This is a genomic window from Paenibacillus eucommiae, from assembly GCF_017874215.1.
Taxonomy (GTDB): Bacteria; Bacillota; Bacilli; order Paenibacillales; family NBRC-103111; genus Paenibacillus_AI; species Paenibacillus_AI eucommiae.
The window spans coordinates 514,206-531,995 of record NZ_JAGGLB010000002.1 but is presented as its reverse complement, the minus strand read 5'-3'; the positions used below and the strand labels follow the sequence as shown (position 1 = coordinate 531,995).

16 protein-coding genes, 1 tRNA gene and 1 pseudogene are annotated in these 17,790 nt (G+C 45.1%); 13 read left to right on the top strand and 5 right to left on the bottom strand.

Features of this window, described 5'->3' with window-relative positions:
* Positions 1-51: 51 nt before the first annotated feature.
* Both J2Z66_RS04830 and J2Z66_RS04825 read right to left on the bottom strand, forming a co-directional pair.
* Positions 52-441: an ABC transporter transmembrane domain-containing protein gene (locus J2Z66_RS04830; protein WP_209970214.1), complete on the bottom strand. Its 390-nt coding sequence runs from the start codon at positions 439-441 to the stop codon at positions 52-54.
* The gene (locus J2Z66_RS04825) at positions 407-769 is read right to left on the bottom strand and encodes a hypothetical protein (protein ID WP_209970213.1); all 363 of its coding nucleotides are present in this window, start codon (positions 767-769) and stop codon (positions 407-409) included. The genes J2Z66_RS04830 and J2Z66_RS04825 overlap by 35 nt, the downstream gene beginning before the upstream one ends.
* 283 nt (positions 770-1,052) lie before the next feature.
* Between J2Z66_RS04825 and J2Z66_RS04820 the strand changes: the two genes are divergently transcribed.
* From J2Z66_RS04820 to J2Z66_RS04810, 3 genes and pseudogenes are all read left to right on the top strand, one after another.
* A tRNA-Ala gene (locus tag J2Z66_RS04820) sits at positions 1,053-1,125 on the top strand.
* Positions 1,126-1,857: 732 nt separating this feature from the next.
* Positions 1,858-3,540 (top strand): D-lactate dehydrogenase, encoded by a 1,683-nt coding sequence (gene dld / locus J2Z66_RS04815; RefSeq protein ID WP_209970212.1) that lies wholly within the window; start codon positions 1,858-1,860, stop codon positions 3,538-3,540.
* A 334-nt stretch (positions 3,541-3,874) separates the two neighbouring features.
* Positions 3,875-4,090, top strand: a pseudogene (locus J2Z66_RS04810) (IS4 family transposase); the annotation flags it as partial.
* 343 nt (positions 4,091-4,433) lie between these two features.
* Here J2Z66_RS04810 and J2Z66_RS04805 read toward each other — a convergent pair.
* Entirely contained in the window at positions 4,434-5,663 is a 1,230-nt protein-coding gene (locus J2Z66_RS04805; protein ID WP_209970211.1) for an MFS transporter, read from the bottom strand.
* Between the two features lie 166 nt (positions 5,664-5,829).
* Between J2Z66_RS04805 and J2Z66_RS04800 the strand changes: the two genes are divergently transcribed.
* From J2Z66_RS04800 to J2Z66_RS04765, 9 genes are all read left to right on the top strand, one after another.
* Positions 5,830-6,408, top strand: a complete 579-nt coding sequence (locus J2Z66_RS04800; protein WP_209970210.1) for a TetR/AcrR family transcriptional regulator — start codon at positions 5,830-5,832, stop codon at positions 6,406-6,408.
* Between the two features lie 107 nt (positions 6,409-6,515).
* A complete protein-coding gene (locus J2Z66_RS04795; protein ID WP_209970209.1) occupies positions 6,516-6,788 on the top strand; it encodes a hypothetical protein in 273 nt (90 codons plus the stop codon).
* A gap of 81 nt (positions 6,789-6,869) precedes the next feature.
* The gene (locus J2Z66_RS43330) at positions 6,870-6,998 is read left to right on the top strand and encodes a hypothetical protein (protein ID WP_281068789.1); all 129 of its coding nucleotides are present in this window, start codon (positions 6,870-6,872) and stop codon (positions 6,996-6,998) included.
* Positions 6,999-7,108: 110 nt separating this feature from the next.
* Positions 7,109-7,993, top strand: a complete 885-nt coding sequence (locus J2Z66_RS43745) for a helix-turn-helix domain-containing protein (protein WP_209970208.1) — start codon at positions 7,109-7,111, stop codon at positions 7,991-7,993.
* Between the two features lie 137 nt (positions 7,994-8,130).
* Positions 8,131-9,075 (top strand): ABC transporter substrate-binding protein, encoded by a 945-nt coding sequence (locus J2Z66_RS04785; protein WP_245375262.1) that lies wholly within the window; start codon positions 8,131-8,133, stop codon positions 9,073-9,075.
* Positions 9,076-9,182: 107 nt separating this feature from the next.
* Positions 9,183-11,027: an ABC transporter ATP-binding protein gene (locus J2Z66_RS04780; RefSeq protein WP_209970207.1), complete on the top strand. Its 1,845-nt coding sequence runs from the start codon at positions 9,183-9,185 to the stop codon at positions 11,025-11,027.
* Positions 11,008-12,747, top strand: coding sequence for an ABC transporter ATP-binding protein (locus tag J2Z66_RS04775; RefSeq protein ID WP_209970206.1), 1,740 nt, complete (start codon positions 11,008-11,010; stop codon positions 12,745-12,747). Before J2Z66_RS04780 ends, J2Z66_RS04775 begins: the two co-directional genes overlap by 20 nt.
* A 180-nt stretch (positions 12,748-12,927) precedes the next feature.
* On the top strand, positions 12,928-14,214 hold the full coding sequence (locus tag J2Z66_RS04770) for a phytoene desaturase family protein (protein WP_209970205.1): 1,287 nt from the start codon (positions 12,928-12,930) through the stop codon (positions 14,212-14,214).
* 20 nt (positions 14,215-14,234) lie between these two features.
* On the top strand, positions 14,235-15,125 hold the full coding sequence (locus J2Z66_RS04765) for an RNA polymerase sigma-70 factor (RefSeq protein ID WP_209970204.1): 891 nt from the start codon (positions 14,235-14,237) through the stop codon (positions 15,123-15,125).
* A 79-nt stretch (positions 15,126-15,204) separates the two neighbouring features.
* Here the strand turns inward: J2Z66_RS04765 and J2Z66_RS04760 are convergent, their stop codons facing one another.
* Positions 15,205-16,386, bottom strand: coding sequence for a serine hydrolase domain-containing protein (locus J2Z66_RS04760; RefSeq protein WP_209970203.1), 1,182 nt, complete (start codon positions 16,384-16,386; stop codon positions 15,205-15,207).
* Positions 16,387-16,503: 117 nt separating this feature from the next.
* Between J2Z66_RS04760 and J2Z66_RS04755 the strand changes: the two genes are divergently transcribed.
* Complete coding sequence (locus tag J2Z66_RS04755; RefSeq protein ID WP_209970202.1) at positions 16,504-17,058, top strand: PadR family transcriptional regulator; 555 nt, start codon at positions 16,504-16,506, stop codon at positions 17,056-17,058.
* 95 nt (positions 17,059-17,153) lie between these two features.
* Here the strand turns inward: J2Z66_RS04755 and J2Z66_RS04750 are convergent, their stop codons facing one another.
* Complete coding sequence (locus tag J2Z66_RS04750) at positions 17,154-17,771, bottom strand: NAD(P)H-dependent oxidoreductase (RefSeq protein WP_209970201.1); 618 nt, start codon at positions 17,769-17,771, stop codon at positions 17,154-17,156.
* Positions 17,772-17,790 lie beyond the last annotated feature (19 nt).

Below are 17,790 nucleotides of genomic sequence, written 5' to 3'. Positions count from 1 at the left end.
ATAGGTCTTAATCAAGCTGGCATTTAAAGTGCTAATCTTCTGTAAATAACGTTATAAATCCCATAAAGTCGCCGAAAAAGCACGTAACTCTGTGATTGCGGATGCGCTCTCATATACCTTCTGGTTAGCAGCTACCCGTTGGTCAGCCATTTCTTTACCGCTAATGGAAGCCTTGCGCTCCAAGGTGGGACCGAATATGTAATACAGCAAAAAGCAAGGTACAACAATAATGGATAGCTGTGGACTTGCTGAGACCATAAGGGTAACGGAAATGATTGAAAAAACAAGGTCTTGAATCAGCCAGGGAAGGTGCTGCCTGTACAAGCTTTGCAAGGCTCCAACTTCAGTGTTTAGAAAGGAAAGCGTTTGCCCCACCGGATGCTGCTCATAATAAGCAAACCCTAGCTTAGCGTAAATGTTGAAAGATAGAGTGCTGTACATCCCTGGCCGATTTTTCCTGGAGATGCCGCCGAATGAGGTTTTGCAGCATGACAGCTGCGAGCACTAGGATAAACACACCGATTAAGCCTGTAATAAGTTGATAGAATAAGTGGAGATTCTTGTTCGGAATGATTTTGTCAATAAAAAGCTGGATAAACTTGGGTATGAGTAATTCAGCCGTTGATATCAAAACCGTTGTCATTACGAGGTAGAAAAAGAGATGAAGATAAGGTCTGAGAAACGACAACGCCCATAGATACACCTTCATTAGTGGATAAGGCTCGTCCTCAGTGACTTCTGCGATATGTCTCTTTGGAGGTTGGATCAAATAGTTCTCCCCTTTCAGCAGTTGATCTCTCTTCACCATATATTAGTAATCGTTATATAAAAAGTCAACCAATATAATGAAATTATGACAAAAGCATGGTAGAATTGAACTTTCTTCATTTCGGCTTGAGTACACGTATTCTGCTTAAAATTATCCTGAGTTATGTCTTTAAGGTGACGTTTTTAAAGCATAATAACATTTCGGATTTTTTTGCTTGCAAAAATTTGCGGAGGGTTGTATAATAAAAAAGTTCGCTTGAGAGATAAGCATTGAACAACAACATGGGGCCTTAGCTCAGCTGGGAGAGCGCATCGCTGGCAGCGATGAGGTCAGGGGTTCGATCCCCCTAGGCTCCATACTTAAAGAGCCCGCTAAACACAAGGATTTCCGGGTGTTTGGCGGGTTTTTGTTATGCTTAGATAGGGATGATTTGAGGGCGTGGTCACACGTTTGGTAACACTAAGAAATTTTTGGGTGATATTTCCGCTTTCCTATTCCTCTCTTCTAATCAAGTCTCTCTAAAATATGCTTCAACTAGACATTGCCGGTGATTGCGTACTCTTTTGCCGTCTCGCGCCAAAGAAAAGTTTCAGCTTCCTCGAGGACATTAGAGTACTGGCTGCGTATTCTATAATGCGGCATGCCATTTTCTTTTATTAGAGCATTTATCGTGGCGGTGCTTATGCGAAAATGATTAGCCGCCTCTTTAAGAGTAAGGTTTGTTCGCCCATTGTAGTGCTCTTGGCCTTTTTGTTTAGGTTTATAATATCCTTTAGTCTTGTCTGTCTATATATCGGATGGTGCCCGATCCTGTATGTCGAATCATCTCCATGCCACATGAACAATCAGTGTTTTCTGATTATTAATATCCACAATATTGTGCCGTCGGCTCTCACGTATCTGACTTGAGCTTCGATTTTTAATGGCTTGTTCAAATTGTGCCCTGCAAATAACGGCGAGCATGGAATCCTATGGATTTCATGATAAATACTTTTTGACAAGGCTTGCGCTTCATGTAAATATAGAAATGAGATAGAATCAGGAGTACTAAATAAGATAAGCAGTTTCATTCGTATTTGGGAGGACATATGAAAAAACCATTTATCACAGCACTTGAAGAGATTTTAGAGCGTAAATATATCATAACCCATCCTTCGAAAACATTGCGTTATCGCAAGGGCTATCGCTCGGGTCAAGGCGATGCCTTGGCTGTTGTCAAGCCTAAAAATCTGACCGAACTCTGGCAAGTTCTGAAGGTGGCGGTCAAATTTGACATTATCATCCTTATGCAGGCGTCAAATACAAGTTTAACAGAGGGCTCCACGCCTTCGGACGGTTATGATCGCGAGGTCGTTATTATCTCCGTTACACGAATGAAAGATTTCCATCTGATCAACCAAGGCAGACAAGTTTTATCCTTTCCCGGCACGACACTCTATGCCCTTGAAAATGCGTTAAAACCACTTGGGCGAGAGCCCCATTCTGTCATCGGCTCGTCTTGTCTCGGTGCGTCGGTCATCGGCGGAATATGCAATAGCTCGGGCGGCTCACTTGTCAAACGCGGTCCGGCCTATACCGAAATGTCGCTTTTTGCCCGTATTGATGAGAACGGCGAACTGCAACTGGTGAATCATCTCGGTATCGACTTAGGCGATACGCCGGAGCAAATCCTGGCTAATCTGGATTCGGGTAACTTTGATCCGAATGCGATCCCGGAATCGCCAAAGCATGGGCATGATCATACTTATCAAACACGTGTACGAGACGTTGACGCAGACAGTCCGGCGAGATACAATGCCAACCCTGATCAGCTCTATGAAGCTTCAGGTTCTTCCGGTAAGGTTGCGGTGTTTTCAGTGCGGCTCGACACATTCCTGAAGGAACAGAATCAGAAGGTTTTCTACATTGGAACCAATACGCCAAATGTGCTTCAATCCATTCGAAGAAAAATATTAGCGGAGTTCGATAATCTCCCTGTTGCTGGTGAATACATGCACCGTGAAATCTACGATATTGCCAAAAAATACGGTAAAGATTCATTCATCGTCATCCAGAAACTGGGCACTGATTTTTTACCTCATTTATTCGCCTTAAAAGCGAATACGGAGCGGATTTTCAACAAAATGAAAATTTTCAAGCCTTATCTTCCAGATCGAATTTTGCAGAAACTCAGCTATTTGTTCCCTAACCATCTGCCCAAAAGAATGGAAGAATACCGCGATAAATATGAACACCATCTTTTGTTGAAGATGTCAGGCTCAGGAAGTGAAGAGGCTGAAGCCTATTTGGCGGAGTACTTTAAAGAAGCTGAGGGCGATTTCTTCGTATGTACACCAGAAGAAGGTGCCGCTGCATTCTTGCATCGCTTTGTGGCGGCTGGGGCTGCCATTCGCTTTCAGGAAGTGCATCAGGATAAATTCGATGATATTTTGGCACTTGACATTGCCTTGCGGCGCAACGACATCGATTGGTTCGAAAAGTTGCCTGAGGAAATCTTAAGTCAGATTGAACATAAGCTATACTACGGACATTTCTTTTGCCATGTCCTGCATCAGGACTACATCCTGAAAAAGGGAGTCGACGCCCACGCCTTGAAGGAACGAATGCTGGCGCTTCTAGACGCACGCGGTGCGGTCTATCCGGCGGAGCATAATGTCGGCCATCTCTATAAGGCCGCCCCCGCACTCGTCAACCATTATAAAAAAGGCGATCCCACCAACAGCTTCAACCCTGGCATCGGGAAAACCTCAAAACTGAAACATTGGGGTTGAAAAGATCAACGAGGCGCGATCGCAAGCTCTGGAAACTTTATAGCTCATCAACTTAACTTTCGCAGAGCCAGAATCGGCGAAGCAACTGATGTAGCCATAGGTTTGAAGGTCGTTTGTTAGTGAGCTTGATGAAAATAGAACAACACCTCTTCGTTTGGTAAAGTGAAAGTGCGACCAATCACTACCACACAGAAGAGGTGTCTTCTCTATGATAGATCAAAAGCAATCTCTCGATCAACTACCAAACGAAATCAAACCGGCACTTCAAGAATTGAAAGTGTTGAAATACTTACGTGACGCGGGATTCAGGAAGAAACTCGGTTACGCTTGCACACGCTCGTTTGGCGGGTTGTTTTATTTGCTATGCGACGAAGTGGGCACACTTGATTGGACGATCGCTTTGCAACAACTACTCGAGTTGATCCAGGAAGTCGCTTCGAAAGCCGGTAAGAAGCTTTCCGCCCTTATTCAGCGTCAGCTCCAGCAATGGATTCCCGCTTTGCCCAGCTACATCAAGGCTTATCTGCCGATTTCAGGCTGTGAAAGTTGAGTTAATAAGTCATTTTCCAATTTATGTTTACGGGTGTGCTAATGACCATCTGTGGGAGAGCGCATCGCTTGCAGCGATGAGGTCAGGGGTTCGCCCGCGCGGATGGAATGAAGGAATCGACTACGAAGAAAGACCTCAATGTAGGAGCACGGCGTCTGAATCGACCGCTAAAAGTCCTCCTCGACAAAGCTTCGTTAGCCTACAATCAAGATTCATACATCTTTCTAGGCTCCACCAAAACAACAAAAAAACCACTTCATCTGAAGTGGTTTTTTGTTGTTTTGGTGGAGCTTGATAAGGGGGCAACGTACCCCGGGGCTCAGTCCATGCAGACGGAACGAGCTTAGCTTCCTTGCATTTTCGAATCAGTACCTACCCTGGTCATTCTTTTCTCAGTGAAAAAATAAACCAAAGCTAAGAGCGGCAAGATCGTTCCAATGAGAGATGTGAGCTTCCAGCCCCCATGGGTGTAAGACCAACCGCCCAGAAAGGATCCAATGGCTCCGCCTGCAAAGAAAATAGACATGAATAATCCGTTTAGGCGTCCCCTCGCTTCACTTCCCAACGAATAAATCGCACGTTGACTAATTACAAGATTTCCCGATACGGCCATGTCGAGTGTAAATGCGGATACAAAGAGAAGAATCAGAGCAAGGGTTGAATAGCTTTGGAACAGATGGATGAGCAAAAAAGACAAGGCGGCTACGATGATGGCAAGCCCCGTTAACCATTTACCCCAACCTTTATCCGCTAATCTTCCGGCAATCGGCGCAGCAATCGCACCACCCACCCCAACTAGCGCAAACCATGCAATGCCTCTCTGAGACATTCCAAAATTATCAGCCAAATGTATAGGTACGACTGTCCAAAATAGGCTGAAGGCTCCAAATAAACAAGCTTGATATAATGCGCGGCGTCGCAATGCAGGTGTTTGTTGTAATATAGCGCCTAAAGAGAGAATTAGTTTTCCATAGCGTACCATAGGAGTCGGCTTGCGCTCCGGAAGAACATACGATAGCAGAGCAGTCAATAGAGAGATCACAATCGCAGATAAAATAAATATGGCTCTCCAGCCCCAAAGACTGGTTATGAAGCTTGCCAACGGCCGGGCAAACATGATTCCCAGTAAGAGGCCGCTCATCACATTACCGACCACGCGGCCGCGCTGAACTTCAGATGCTAAATATGCGGCGAAGGGCACCAGAATTTGAGCTACTACAGATCCAATTCCAATAAAAAGTGATGCGATCAAAAACAACGACGCATTAGGTGCGAATGCGGCAGTTAGCAGTGCGGCAATTGCAACTAAAAGCATGAAAACCGTGAGCCGCCGATTTTCAATGACGTCACTTAGCGGTACGATGAACAGCAGCCCGACAACGTAGCCGATTTGAGTCACAGTAACAATTAAGCCTGCTGCAGTAGAAGTAAGGCCAATTGCATCGCAAATAGGTCCTACCAGAGTTTGAGCGTAATAAAGATTAGCGACGATAAGCCCGCACGCGGCTGCCAACAGAACCATCATCCAACTTGATATACTTCTGGCTTGATTGGGTTGTTCTTTTCGCATCATAATCCTCCTTTGAATACTGAACGTTTAGTTTTGTAATTATAAATTAAATAATATACTGAACGTATCGTTTTGTAAATAGTTCTTTATTTAAATTTTTATTTTTTGTATACTGAACGTATAGATTTGTTTATTGATGGACACGGAATAGATACCAAGGGGGATTCATATGCAGGGAAAAAGAGGGCGTCCGCGCAACATTGAAACGCAAAACTCGATCCTTTCCTCTTCCTATGATTTATTGTTGGAAATTGGCTTTGGAGCGGTTACAGTAGAAAAAATAGCTGATCGTGCCAAGGTCAGCAAAGCTACGATCTATAAATGGTGGCCTAACAAGGCTGCAGTGGTGATGGACGGTTTTCTATCCGCTGCGTCTGCCAGACTGCCTGTGCCGGATACAGGTTCGGTATTCCAGGATACTTTGGAACATGCTTCGAATATGGCCCTGTTTATGACAAGCCGTGAGGGCTCACTTTTTCTTGAGATCATAGGCGAAGGGCAGGTTGATTCTGCATTGGCGGAAGCATATCGGACCCGATATATACAGCCTCGCCGGCTGGAGGTTTATGGTATTATGGATCAGGGGATTCGGCGCGGAGAGTTGAGGAAGAATCTCGATATCGGATTATGCACAGATCTCATTTATGGACCGATTTTCTACCGCTTGTTAGTTACGGGTGATTTGCTTGACAGTAATTATGTGAGGCAGTTGGTAACCCAGGTTTTTGAAGGAATTCGCTCGACATGAAGCTGCACTGAGAATTAATTAGAAGAGGTGGTTATGAGGCTTTTGCTAAGGTTGCGCCTACCTTTGTCATTGAGCCTTACTATGATCCTGTGAAGGATATAACCCTAATGGGCGATATTCTGGGAAAACAAGAAGAAGCAGAGCGCTGGATCAAGGAGTTCGATGAGAAGGTTTTGAACGATTTGATCAATAATAGTGAGCAGGCAGGAGATCAGTGTCATGCTGTGGTGCATCTTTTGCGAAGCCGCCGCCGCGCTAAAATAAGAAGTAGAAGCAGCAGCCCCCAACTTTACGACAAACGTGAAGTCGTGGGCTGTTGTTCACTGTGCAAATTTTCGTTGATTTATAAAGTGATAATGATTATCATTATCTATGTATGATGAAGTTATATTCCTTAGAATTACATATTCATTAACGTGCGCTTTGAACTTACTTTTCTCAAAATGAAAGGATTGAACCATATGACAGAAGAACAAGTGGTACGTGTTGGCCCTGAGCGGACAGCCACGATCTCGCAATTGGTGAGGGAGAGACGAACAATAAGGAAATTTGCTGATGACCCAACTAGCGAAACGGGGCTGATTGTATGAATAGTACTGAGCGTTATTGTGAAATTGAGAATGCAGTAAATAGAAAATGTGCGCTGACAGGCAATCTAAATGAAATGTATCGTGCTTGCTCCTCTGAGCAGGTAGTGAAGGTGCCAAAGGAAATGGGTGAGGGGTACTGGCAACGTATTCGAACTTATTCTTCTATAGATATAGTAATTTGCGACGTACGTTTTCATAAAAAAATGACCATGAGCAGCAAGGAAGGGGAACATAATATAAACCTCGGATTTTGTCTGGGAGACAGCATCCGTTGGAGCGCTGAGGGAAGAAAGGGTGAATTTGGACTCGATCCAGGGGAGGTCTCTGCTTACGGCGTCCTTCAAACTAGCAATCGGTGTCAGTATGACGTCGATAGACACTTTCAAGGTTTAACCTTAAAACTTAATCACATGAAATCTATTGGCGCTCTCCAGCATCTCCCTTTACACAAAATGTCGGCCGCATTATCGGGAAATTCAGGACTGTTTAATAGCGGACAAATGACATCTAGTATGAAACGTATTGTTCATGATATCATTCATTGCCATTACGAGGGTGATATCAAGCATATTTATTTGGAAGGGAAAGTATTGGAACTATTTGCCGTATATCTAAATGAAGCTATTTTGGAAAAGAACTCCCCCTCACCGTTGCTTGGTCTGTCCAGAACGGACATCGCGAATCTTCAACGGGCCAAGGACATACTGGATGCCGATCTGATCTCCCCACCCAGTCTGAGTGAACTTGCCAAACTTGCATATCTGAACGAATTCAAACTAAAAAAAGGGTTTAAACTGCTGTTTGGCTTGCCAGTTCATGCTTATGTGATCAGCCGGAGGCTGGAAGTTGCCTTCGACCTGTTGGAGGAAGGCAGCATGAAGATTACTGAGGCCGCTTATGCAGCAGGTTTTGGCAAGGCCGGTCATTTTTCAGAACAATTCAAAAGAAAATACGGTGTTAACCCCTCTGAGTATTTCAGCCAGCTTCGGCATTAGAAAGAACAAAATCCTTTTTTGTGTGGTTCGCTCCCGATTTGGGTATCAGGCTCAATAAGCGGAGTGAGATACTGTCTGGGATAGCAAAAACAATGATAATGATTATCATCGTTATCTAAAACTGAAAGGGAGAGACAATGAAACGTGCAACCGTATTTGTATTCCTATGCTTTATTATGATTTTAACAGCATGTGGAAATCCGGCCAGTGGCGGGGAAGATCAGCAAAAACTTAAAGAAGTTGAAAATTCCAATGGTGAAAAGGTGAAAATTCCGATCCATCCTAAGCGCATCGCCGATCTATCAGGATCAACGGAGGAGCTTCTGTTACTTGGAATAACACCGATTGCCTCAGGAAATGTGGATTTTGGCAATAAGACTGTGTTCTCTCCAACAATTAAGGATATTTTAAGCGCTGATACAGTCAATCTAGGCTGGTACGCCGAACCGATAAGCCTGGAACTAGTCGCATCCACTAAACCGGACTTGATAATTCTGGGGACTTTATTTAATGAGGATCTGTACGAGCAGCTTACCAAAATTGCCCCAACAGTCATCGTGCCATATCCCTATTATGAATGGAGAAACCGCTTTTCATTTTTATCGAACCTTTTTGGGGAAGAAGAAAAGAAGGATAAGTGGTTAGCAGATTATGAGAAAAAAGTAGAGGAATGGAAGAAGAAATTAGAGTCTGTTCTTAAGAACGAAACTTTTGCTGTAATCGAAACCTATCCTAAAAATCTTGTCATCTACTCCTCTTCCGGAACCGCTGAACTTATTTATCAGGATCTGGGACTAAAGCGTACACCTGGAATTCCAGAACCTGAAAGCTGGGGAGGGCTGGAGATAACTCTTGAATCCTTAGCCTCCATAGATCCTGATCATCTGATTTTGATGGAGAACAGCGAAAACACAATGAACGACAGTAAAGTTTGGAGCAATCTTAAAGCTGTGAGAAATGGAAATATTTATAAAATCACAAATGTTGACAATTACAATTATTCATTCACAGCGATGGGGCGTATGGAGATGCTGGACCGAATCGGAACGTTAATTCAAGAAAACCATAAAAGCGTCGAATAAAAAAATCCGCTTTTGCCGGGTAGCTTGCTCCAATTGTCCTTGTCTGATTATCAGGCAGGGACGATTTCGTTTTTTCAGTATAAGTTTATGAATGGGGTGGGGTGCAGATGAGTTCCAAATCCGAAATGTCAGGCCTGTTGCGTATTGCTGCCGAGAAGAAAGGGTTATTGACGGTCGCAAGCATCTTTTCGATTTTTTCCAGCTTATTTCAAATCGTTCCTTTTGTCGCGGTGTATAAGATAGTTGAGGAATTGTTGAACCATGCCCAAAGTCCAGGAAGTATAGACAAGGAAATTATTCTGTATTGGGGCGCAATTGCTTTTATGGCTTGGATTGGGGCCTTGGTTGCTCTGTATATCGGTGGGATGTGTTCGCATATCGCCGCGTTTAACATCCTCTATCAGCTTCGTGTGAGATTGGTTGACCATGTTGCCAAAGTGCCAATGGGTTATCATACAAAAACAGCTACAGGCGAAATGAAAAAAATAATCGAGGTCAGTGTTGAAAAAATTGAGAAATTCATTGCTCATCAATTGCCTGATATCGTTAGTGCAGTGATGATACCGATTCTGCTATTGGGTTATTTATTTTGGTTGGATTGGCGCCTTGCTCTGGTTCTGCTCCTTCCGATTGGCCTCGGCTTTTGGCTGCAGACTTGTTTGTTTGGAAGCGAGAGTGGACAAAAGGCGTATCGCGAGTTTCAATACGCTGTGGAGGAAATGAATGCAACCGGGGTCGAATATGTCAGGGGCATGCCGGCAGTGAAAATATTCGGTATTAAGGCAGATTCCTTTTTAACGTTTAAACAAGCCGTTGCCAACTATCGCGACATTTCATTGAAAATAACAGATTTATGCAAAACACCTTACAGTCTTTTTTTCGTTCTTGTAAGCTCTTTGTTTACTTTCGTTGTGCCTATCGGCATTTTATTAGCAAGCGGTCATTCTGAAAACCAATCGTTTGCAATTACACTTATTTTGTTTCTGATCATTACTCCAAGCTTATCGGTGCCGTTATTGAAGCTCATGTACGTGGGAAGTGGATTGAGAGAAATTGTAGAAGGCAACAAGCGGATTGAAGCCATTTTCGCAGAAGCGATTGTAAAAGAACCGGAATTATCTCAAGTTCCTACCGCGTATGATATCGCTTTTCAACATGTTTCCTTTGCTTATGAAAATGAAGAGAGCAAGGATTTTAAACCGGTGTTGAAGGATATTCATTTTGTCGCCAATGCGGGTGAGATGACCGCGTTAGTCGGACCATCAGGCGGCGGGAAATCGACCATTGCCAATCTGCTGCTGCGTTTCTGGGATGTACAGGAGGGAACTATCACGATAGGCGGCGTTCCGATTCGCGATATGGGGACGGAAAAGCTGATGGATACGGTTTCCTTCGTGTTTCAGGATGTTCATCTCTTCTACGATACGATCGAAGCGAATATCAGGATGGGGAATACGACTGCTTCTAATGAGGATGTTATTGCATCCGCTAAGACGGCTTGTTGTCATGAATTCATTGAAAAGTTGGCGCACGGTTACGATACAAAAATCGGAGAAGGCGGCACCTATTTATCCGGCGGAGAAGCACAGCGGATCGCGATTGCCCGGGCGCTCTTGAGAAATGCGCCCATTCTGGTGTTAGATGAAGCAACTGCCTATGCAGATGCCGAGAATGAGAAGAAGATCCAGCAGGGCCTGGTTGAGCTCGTAAAAGGAAAAACCGTTCTCATCATAGCCCACCGTCTGTCCACCATACGTGCTGCGGAACAAATTCTGGTTGTTAAACAAGGAGAAATTGTCGAGCGGGGAACACATGAAGACCTGCGGGGTTTAAAGGGGTTATACGAGCAAATGTGGCAAGCTCATATAAGCGCAGCTGTCTGGAAACTGGGAGCAGATCATCAATCTAATGCTTCAAAGGAGGTCAAAGGGGATGAATCGATACTTCTATAACATTTCGGGAGGAAATACGAAAAGTTTATGGCCTTCCGCTTTTGCAGCCCTATTGGACGGGATCGCCAAGGTCATCCCTGCAGCGCTTTTGGTCGACATTTTTAATACGATTTACCGATCCTTTGCCGAACCGGAGACGGGCTTGAACACCGAACGATTGTGGGCAGTATGTGCTATTTTGTTTGTCTGGCTGATTGTGTCCTATGCGGCGTACGCCTGGCTTTACGACAAATCCTACAAAGCGGCCTACAGCCTGGCAGCATCTGGACGGTTGAAACTTGCCGAACACCTGCGTCATCTCTCGCTAGGCTATTTCGGCAAACGTGACCCGGGGGATATGACCAACTTATTATTAAGTGACTACGGGCAAGTCGAGCACACGATTTCGCACAACGTGCCTCAGCTCATTAGCGCGATTATGCTGCCGCTGCTAGCTCTGGTTGGGCTTGTCTTTCTGGACTGGAAAATGGCACTCGCCATGTTCGTCGCCGTTCCGTTCGGCGTACTTCTGCTTTGGCTGACGGACGCGCTCCAGGCACGTTTAAGCGAAAATCATGTCAGAGCCAAGAACGAGGCCGCCAGTCGGCTGCAGGAATATTTGGCCGGCATCCGCGAGATCAAAGCCCATAATATGGGAGGTAAACGATTTGAGCGATTACGCCTTTCCTTTGATCGGCTGATGCGAGCCTCCATCCGTTTGGAAGGTGTCATGGGGCCACTAATTATGGGAGCAATGCTGCTGACACGCTCCGGGATGACAATTATGATTTTCACCGGGAGTTATCTGCTTGTTGGCGGTACGCTTTCGCTTCCTGTGTTTCTCTTATTTTTGCTGGTGGGAAGCCGTGTTTTCGAGCCGTTGACCGTGGTGTTGATGAGCTATGGCGAAATGCGGTATTCGGCTTATAGCGCGCAGCGCATTATGGACGTTCAGCGTGAAGAGACGATGGATGGAACCGGAAGCATCGATCCTCATGGGCAGATTGTTTTTGACCTGGTTACATTTGGTTATGATGCCAATGCGCCCGTCCTTAAGGACCTGTCCTTTACGATTGAGCCGAATACCATCACTGCTTTAGTCGGACCATCAGGCAGCGGCAAGAGCACGGTAACGCGCTTGATTGCCCGATTCTGGGATGTCCAACAGGGCTCGATCAAGATTGGGGAGCAATCCATTAAGCATGCCGATCCGGAGAACCTTTTAAAACATATATCCATGGTGTTCCAAGATGTTTATTTATTCCAGGACACGATTGGCAACAACATTCGGATCGGCAAAATGGATGCGACACAAGAGGAAATTGAAGCGGCGGCCAAGCGCGCTTGCTGCCACGAATTTATCTCCCAATTGCCGCAAGGTTATGATACTCCGGTAGGGGAGGGGGGATCAACACTCTCCGGAGGTGAGAAACAAAGAATTTCAATTGCCCGCGCCCTGTTGAAGGACGCGTCGATTGTACTGCTCGATGAAGCGACTGCATCACTCGATCCGGAAAATGAAGCCGCTGTGCAGCAGGCTATCAATGAACTGGTCGCAAGAAAAACGGTGATGATCATTGCGCATCGTTTGAAGACGATTCAAAATGCGGATAAAATCTTGGTACTTGAACAGGGACGACTCATTGAAGCTGGCACACACAGCGATTTGTGCGCAAAGGAGGGACTCTATGCAAATTTGTGGAGCTTGCAGCATGATTCCGACGGATGGAGGGTCAAATAAAGTGTGTGTTTGACCACCGATATTCATATTGCTGAAAAAATATGGAGCATAAGCTCCGAGCTTACAAAAAGCCAGCATAGGATGCGCATGTGCTAGGTGAATTGGAAATCTCAAATACGGTCACGAATCTTATCCCTAAATCGTCTTGTTAGCATACAAACAATAAAGGAAGTGTGCAGCATGATGAATAACAACGAGATAAAATGGGATGTTGTGATCATTGGAGCCGGAATTGCAGGGTTGACGGCTTCTGTTTATTTGGCGAGGGCTGGACGAAAGGTGATGCTGCTTGAAAAAGCGGTTCAGACCGGCGGCAGAGCTGCATCGACGGACATGGGCGGCGCGCGGGTTAATCTTGGTCCGCATGCGCTCTATAAGAGTGCGTGCGGGATTTTGCAGGAAGTTGGCGTTACACCGAAGGGAGCTATGCCGAAACCTAACGCTCTGGTTGTTTACAAAACAAGCAAAGGTGGAGATGCCGCCCTTCCTTTGCTTCAAATTTTGCTGGGATCATTCCTTAGTTGGTCCGAGAAAACCCAGTTGATTAGATTCTATACCCAGATGCGTAAAGCCGACCCTGCAGCCTTACAGAGTATCAGTCTGCAGCAATATTTGGAGACCCGCCTACCCAGTCCACGCGCTCGCAATGCTGTGCTTGCACTCGTACGCACAGCCACATATTGCCACGCTCCGGATATGCTTAGTGCTGGTGCGGCGATTGCGCAGCTTCAGGATGGGCAAGTGCTGTATGTGGATGGAGGCTGGTGTGTTCTTGTGGATCAATTGAAAGAACAAGCGCTGGCTGCAGGTGTAACAATCGAGTGCAGTTCTGCAGTCCGGAGTATTGCGGGAAGCGAGCCGGAAATGAGGGTCAGCCTGAAAGACGGAACGATGCTGGAGACGCACCGCGTCCTTTCTACTATCGGACCCAGAGAAACCCTGGCGCTCCTCGATCCAGCATTGCTGCCGGCGGAAGCCGCGATGTTCGAGAAGATCGTTCCTGTTCGGGCGGCCTGCCTGGATTTGGTTGTGGATGGAATGCCGCGGCCCAAAACGATTTTTGCGATTGGAGCCGATTATCCATGGTATTTCTCCAACCACTCGGCCGTCGCGAAGTTCTCCGATAACCCGAAGCATTCGGTCGTCCATGTCATGAAATATTTGCGTCCAGGAGTTGAATCGGATGCCCTGCAGGACGAACACGAGCTGGAACGTTTTCTTGATCTGATTCAACCGCTCTGGCGTCAATATGTGATTAAGCGCCGCTTTCTACCGCATATGCTTGTCTCCCATGATGTCGTCTCTGCCGAAAGAGGCGGGTATTCGGGGAGGCCCGGCCCCGCCGTCAAAGGAAGGGCAGGATTGTTCGTCGCGGGAGACTGGGTGGGGGCAGAGGGGATGCTGCTTAATGCATCGCTGGCTAGCGCTAAAAGCGCCGCGTTAAGTATAATAGAAGACAAAGAATGAAAGGAAGAAAGGGGACGCGGATGGAACTTGATTCTGCTTATATGAGCTATAGGCCGCTGCTTCTATCCATCGCATACCGGATGCTCGGATCTGTGTCTGATGCCGAAGACCTGGTGCAGGATGTGTTTGTCATAGCCCGGAAATGGGAGGTGAGTGCAGAAGGCGGCAGTATTCTCAACCAGAAAGCCTACCTGTGCAAAATTGTCACTAACCGCTGTATTGATTTCCTCAAATCCGCCCGCCGGAAAAGGGAGGTATACGTGGGTCCATGGCTGCCTGAACCTCTTGTTCAGTATGATTCACGCGAACCCAGTCAAGATCCTCTGCAGACGATTATGCTGGAGGACACGATCTCATATGCTTTTCTCGTCCTGCTCGACAGGCTTTCGCCCATAGAGCGGGCAGTCTTCATACTCCGCGAAGCTTTTGATTACAATTATCGCGAAATCGCGGATACGATCGGCAAGACGGAGCTTGGCTGCCGCAAAATGTACAGCCGCTTGAAGCGCAAAATTCAAGCTGAACCTGATCCTTCGCCGAATGATGAAGGGCAGTCTGAAGAGCTCGTTCATCGTTTTCTTCATGCGGCTTCTACGGGAAACATGTACGCTCTTGTCTCTTTGCTGACCGAAGATATTACGGTTTACACCGACGGTGGAGGCAAAGTGCATGCTGCGACACGTCCGATTCGAACGGCGCAGCGAGTCGCGGCATTCGTGCTAGGACTCGCTTCAAAAATGGACGAACAAACCCAGGTTCGTCCTGCAATTGTTAATGGGGCCCCTGGTCTGATCACCAGCAGTCCAGGGGATCGTTATAACGCGGTGATCAGCTTCCAAATCAAAGATGGACGCATCTCTACTATGTACATTTTGCGAAACCCGGAAAAGCTTCGGCATCTGAACCTGTGAAGAAATAATGGAAGGTCCCTAGCTTCAGTGTCAGGGGCCTTTCATATATGCATGTGAAGACTTATATATGGAGTATTGATTAAGGCATTTTTTTTAAAGTACTGACAATTTGAATTAATGCTTTAAAACTTCTAACCATGGAGGTATTAGAACCGAAATTCATGACGATATATGTATCTGTTTCAGGATCGCAAAGCATATGAGTGGCAACAATTCCGATATGCCCTTTTAAGCGTGGCAGGCCTTTCAGCATAAAAAAGAATTCCTCAAAATGAATCTCCATCCATCCAAGACCATAATAAATGCCTGTTCGAAACTTGTGAGCGAAGCTCTCCATTTCCTGCAGCGAATTTGTACTGAGAAATGGTCCGTTTCTGAATGTCTTTAGGAAGATCATAAGATCTTTTGGCGTTGTGATGATGCCTCCACCAGCCCAGTCGCAGCTTAGGCTTTGAAAACGGCTTATATCAACTCCATTTAACCATACATCTTGAATTGGTTTTTTAGGAGTATTTGTAGGTTCGGAATAAAACATCAGATAAGAATCGTTCATATGTAGGGGTCCAAATATTTTACTATGGAGATTATCGCTAAAGGAAGAACCAGTGACACGTTCAATAATTTGGCCTAACAAAATGTACCCCGTATCTGAGTAATGAAAGAGTGTGCCCGGGATTCCGGCAGGTTTTTGATATAGCCTCGTAAAATCGATCAATTTATCGGGAGTCCACAATTCATCAGGCTTGGAGATGATAAGTTCCATGAAGGGCTGTGAATTTATCGCAGGATCTTCAAAATAATCGGCAATACCTGAAGTATGCGCTAGAAGCTGCTTGATAGTTACCTGATTCGCATAATCCACTTTTTGGTACACAAAAAGGTCCTGTAGCTCGGAAGGTGACAAATATTTAGCAATTGGATCGTGGATCGAAAGATCTCCTTGTTCAGCCATTTTCATGATTAATAGGGAGGTAAAAACTTTTCCAATGCTAGCTGTGTGAAAGGGCTGATCATGGGCTATCGAAGCACCGTTCAGTGCGGAAATAGTACCTCCGGCGAAGCTGTACGTGAACCCTTTATGTTCAACAAGAACTTGAAGACCTGTTTGTTGGCGGCTGTTCTTAAGCGATTTCTTTAAATACGTATCAAGATGTGCTTTTACTTGCTCTACACTCATTGATTTTGAAGATTGCCGGTATAAAGCGAACAGTATTAAGCAAGCCAATACTACGATGATTAAGACAATACCCAATGTTTGCATAAGCATCCTCCATAAATAAATTAGATTTTTGTATAGAATTATATTACTATTAGATATATACCTAATAGTAATGTGAGGACAAGAATAAAGTCAATAACTAAAAGGAGATCACAAACGATGGAATACGTCTTACTCGGTTTACTGATTTTGAAAAGTCAAACCATCTATGAGATGAATAAAGCTTTTCAACAGGGAATTGCGTTGTTTTATAGGGCAAGTTATGGCAGTTTGCAGACAGCTCTTAAGAAATTAATGCAACAAGGGTACATTGGATTTGAAGAAGAGGTGGATGCGGGGCGTAATAAGAAGGTTTATTATATTACCGGCAAGGGTAAAGAGGCTTTTATGGAATGGATGGAAGCGGATCTCCCGGCAAGTAGATTAGAGTCCACTGCTTTGTCGAAGGTGTTTTTTTTGGGATTGATCGATGGAAAGTTAAAAAAACAAGGAATTATTCAGAGGATCATCAATCAAATTCAATTGGCAGCAGCAGAACTCCAGCATATGGATGAAGCGTACCAGCAATTCAAGGTTCAAGATTCATACAAGGAGGTGTTTGTATATCAATTAAAGACGCTTGATTATGGAATTCAAACGCACCGTTTCGCCAAAGAATGGTTTGAGGGTCTTCTTGGGGAACTCCAAAATGTCAAAGATGGAATGGAGTCCTGAAGCGCTGGAGTGATAACTGAAATCTCAATGCCTGCCACATTCATAGGTTTGACAGCATTGAGATTTAGACCACACCTGAACTCAAAGTTACTGAATTATAGATTCGAAAACAAACGTTCCGTTTGCAATATATATTGCTGGCGTTTCTCCAAACTTCGATTTTCCATTCCAGTATAGTTGTACCACTTCAGATTATTAATCCCCATTTTACGAAAAGTACCGCGAAACAATATTTTTGTAACCGGGTTTCCGAATATCCACTTGTATACGAAATTAGGTGTGCTCATAACGGTCAATAATGAAACTCTTTTTAATCTGGGAAGCAAACTAACAAACGGACGTCCAGGTTTAGGCTCATCGAAGAGAACCCCTTTTACAAATACCTTATCTATAAAGCCTTTTGTAAGCGCGGGCATGGACTCCCACCAGATTGGAAATATAAAAATAATGTGATCCGCGGCCATAAGCCGCTGCTGATAATTGGCCGCAAGAGGATCATTCGTTTGTTTTTGCCTCCATAAAGCAAGGTCGGAAGCCGATGTGACAGGGTTGAATCCATCCGTGTGCAGGTCGATAAGATCAATGCTGTGGCCCTTAGCTGCCAGACCTCGTGTAACTGCGGATAAAAGTGCTGCAGAGTAACTTCTTCGCTGCGGGATATTTTCAGAAGCAGAAGCTCCGTAAGGATGATCAAAGACGATCACGCAGTTCATAACCAATCACCTCTATTTT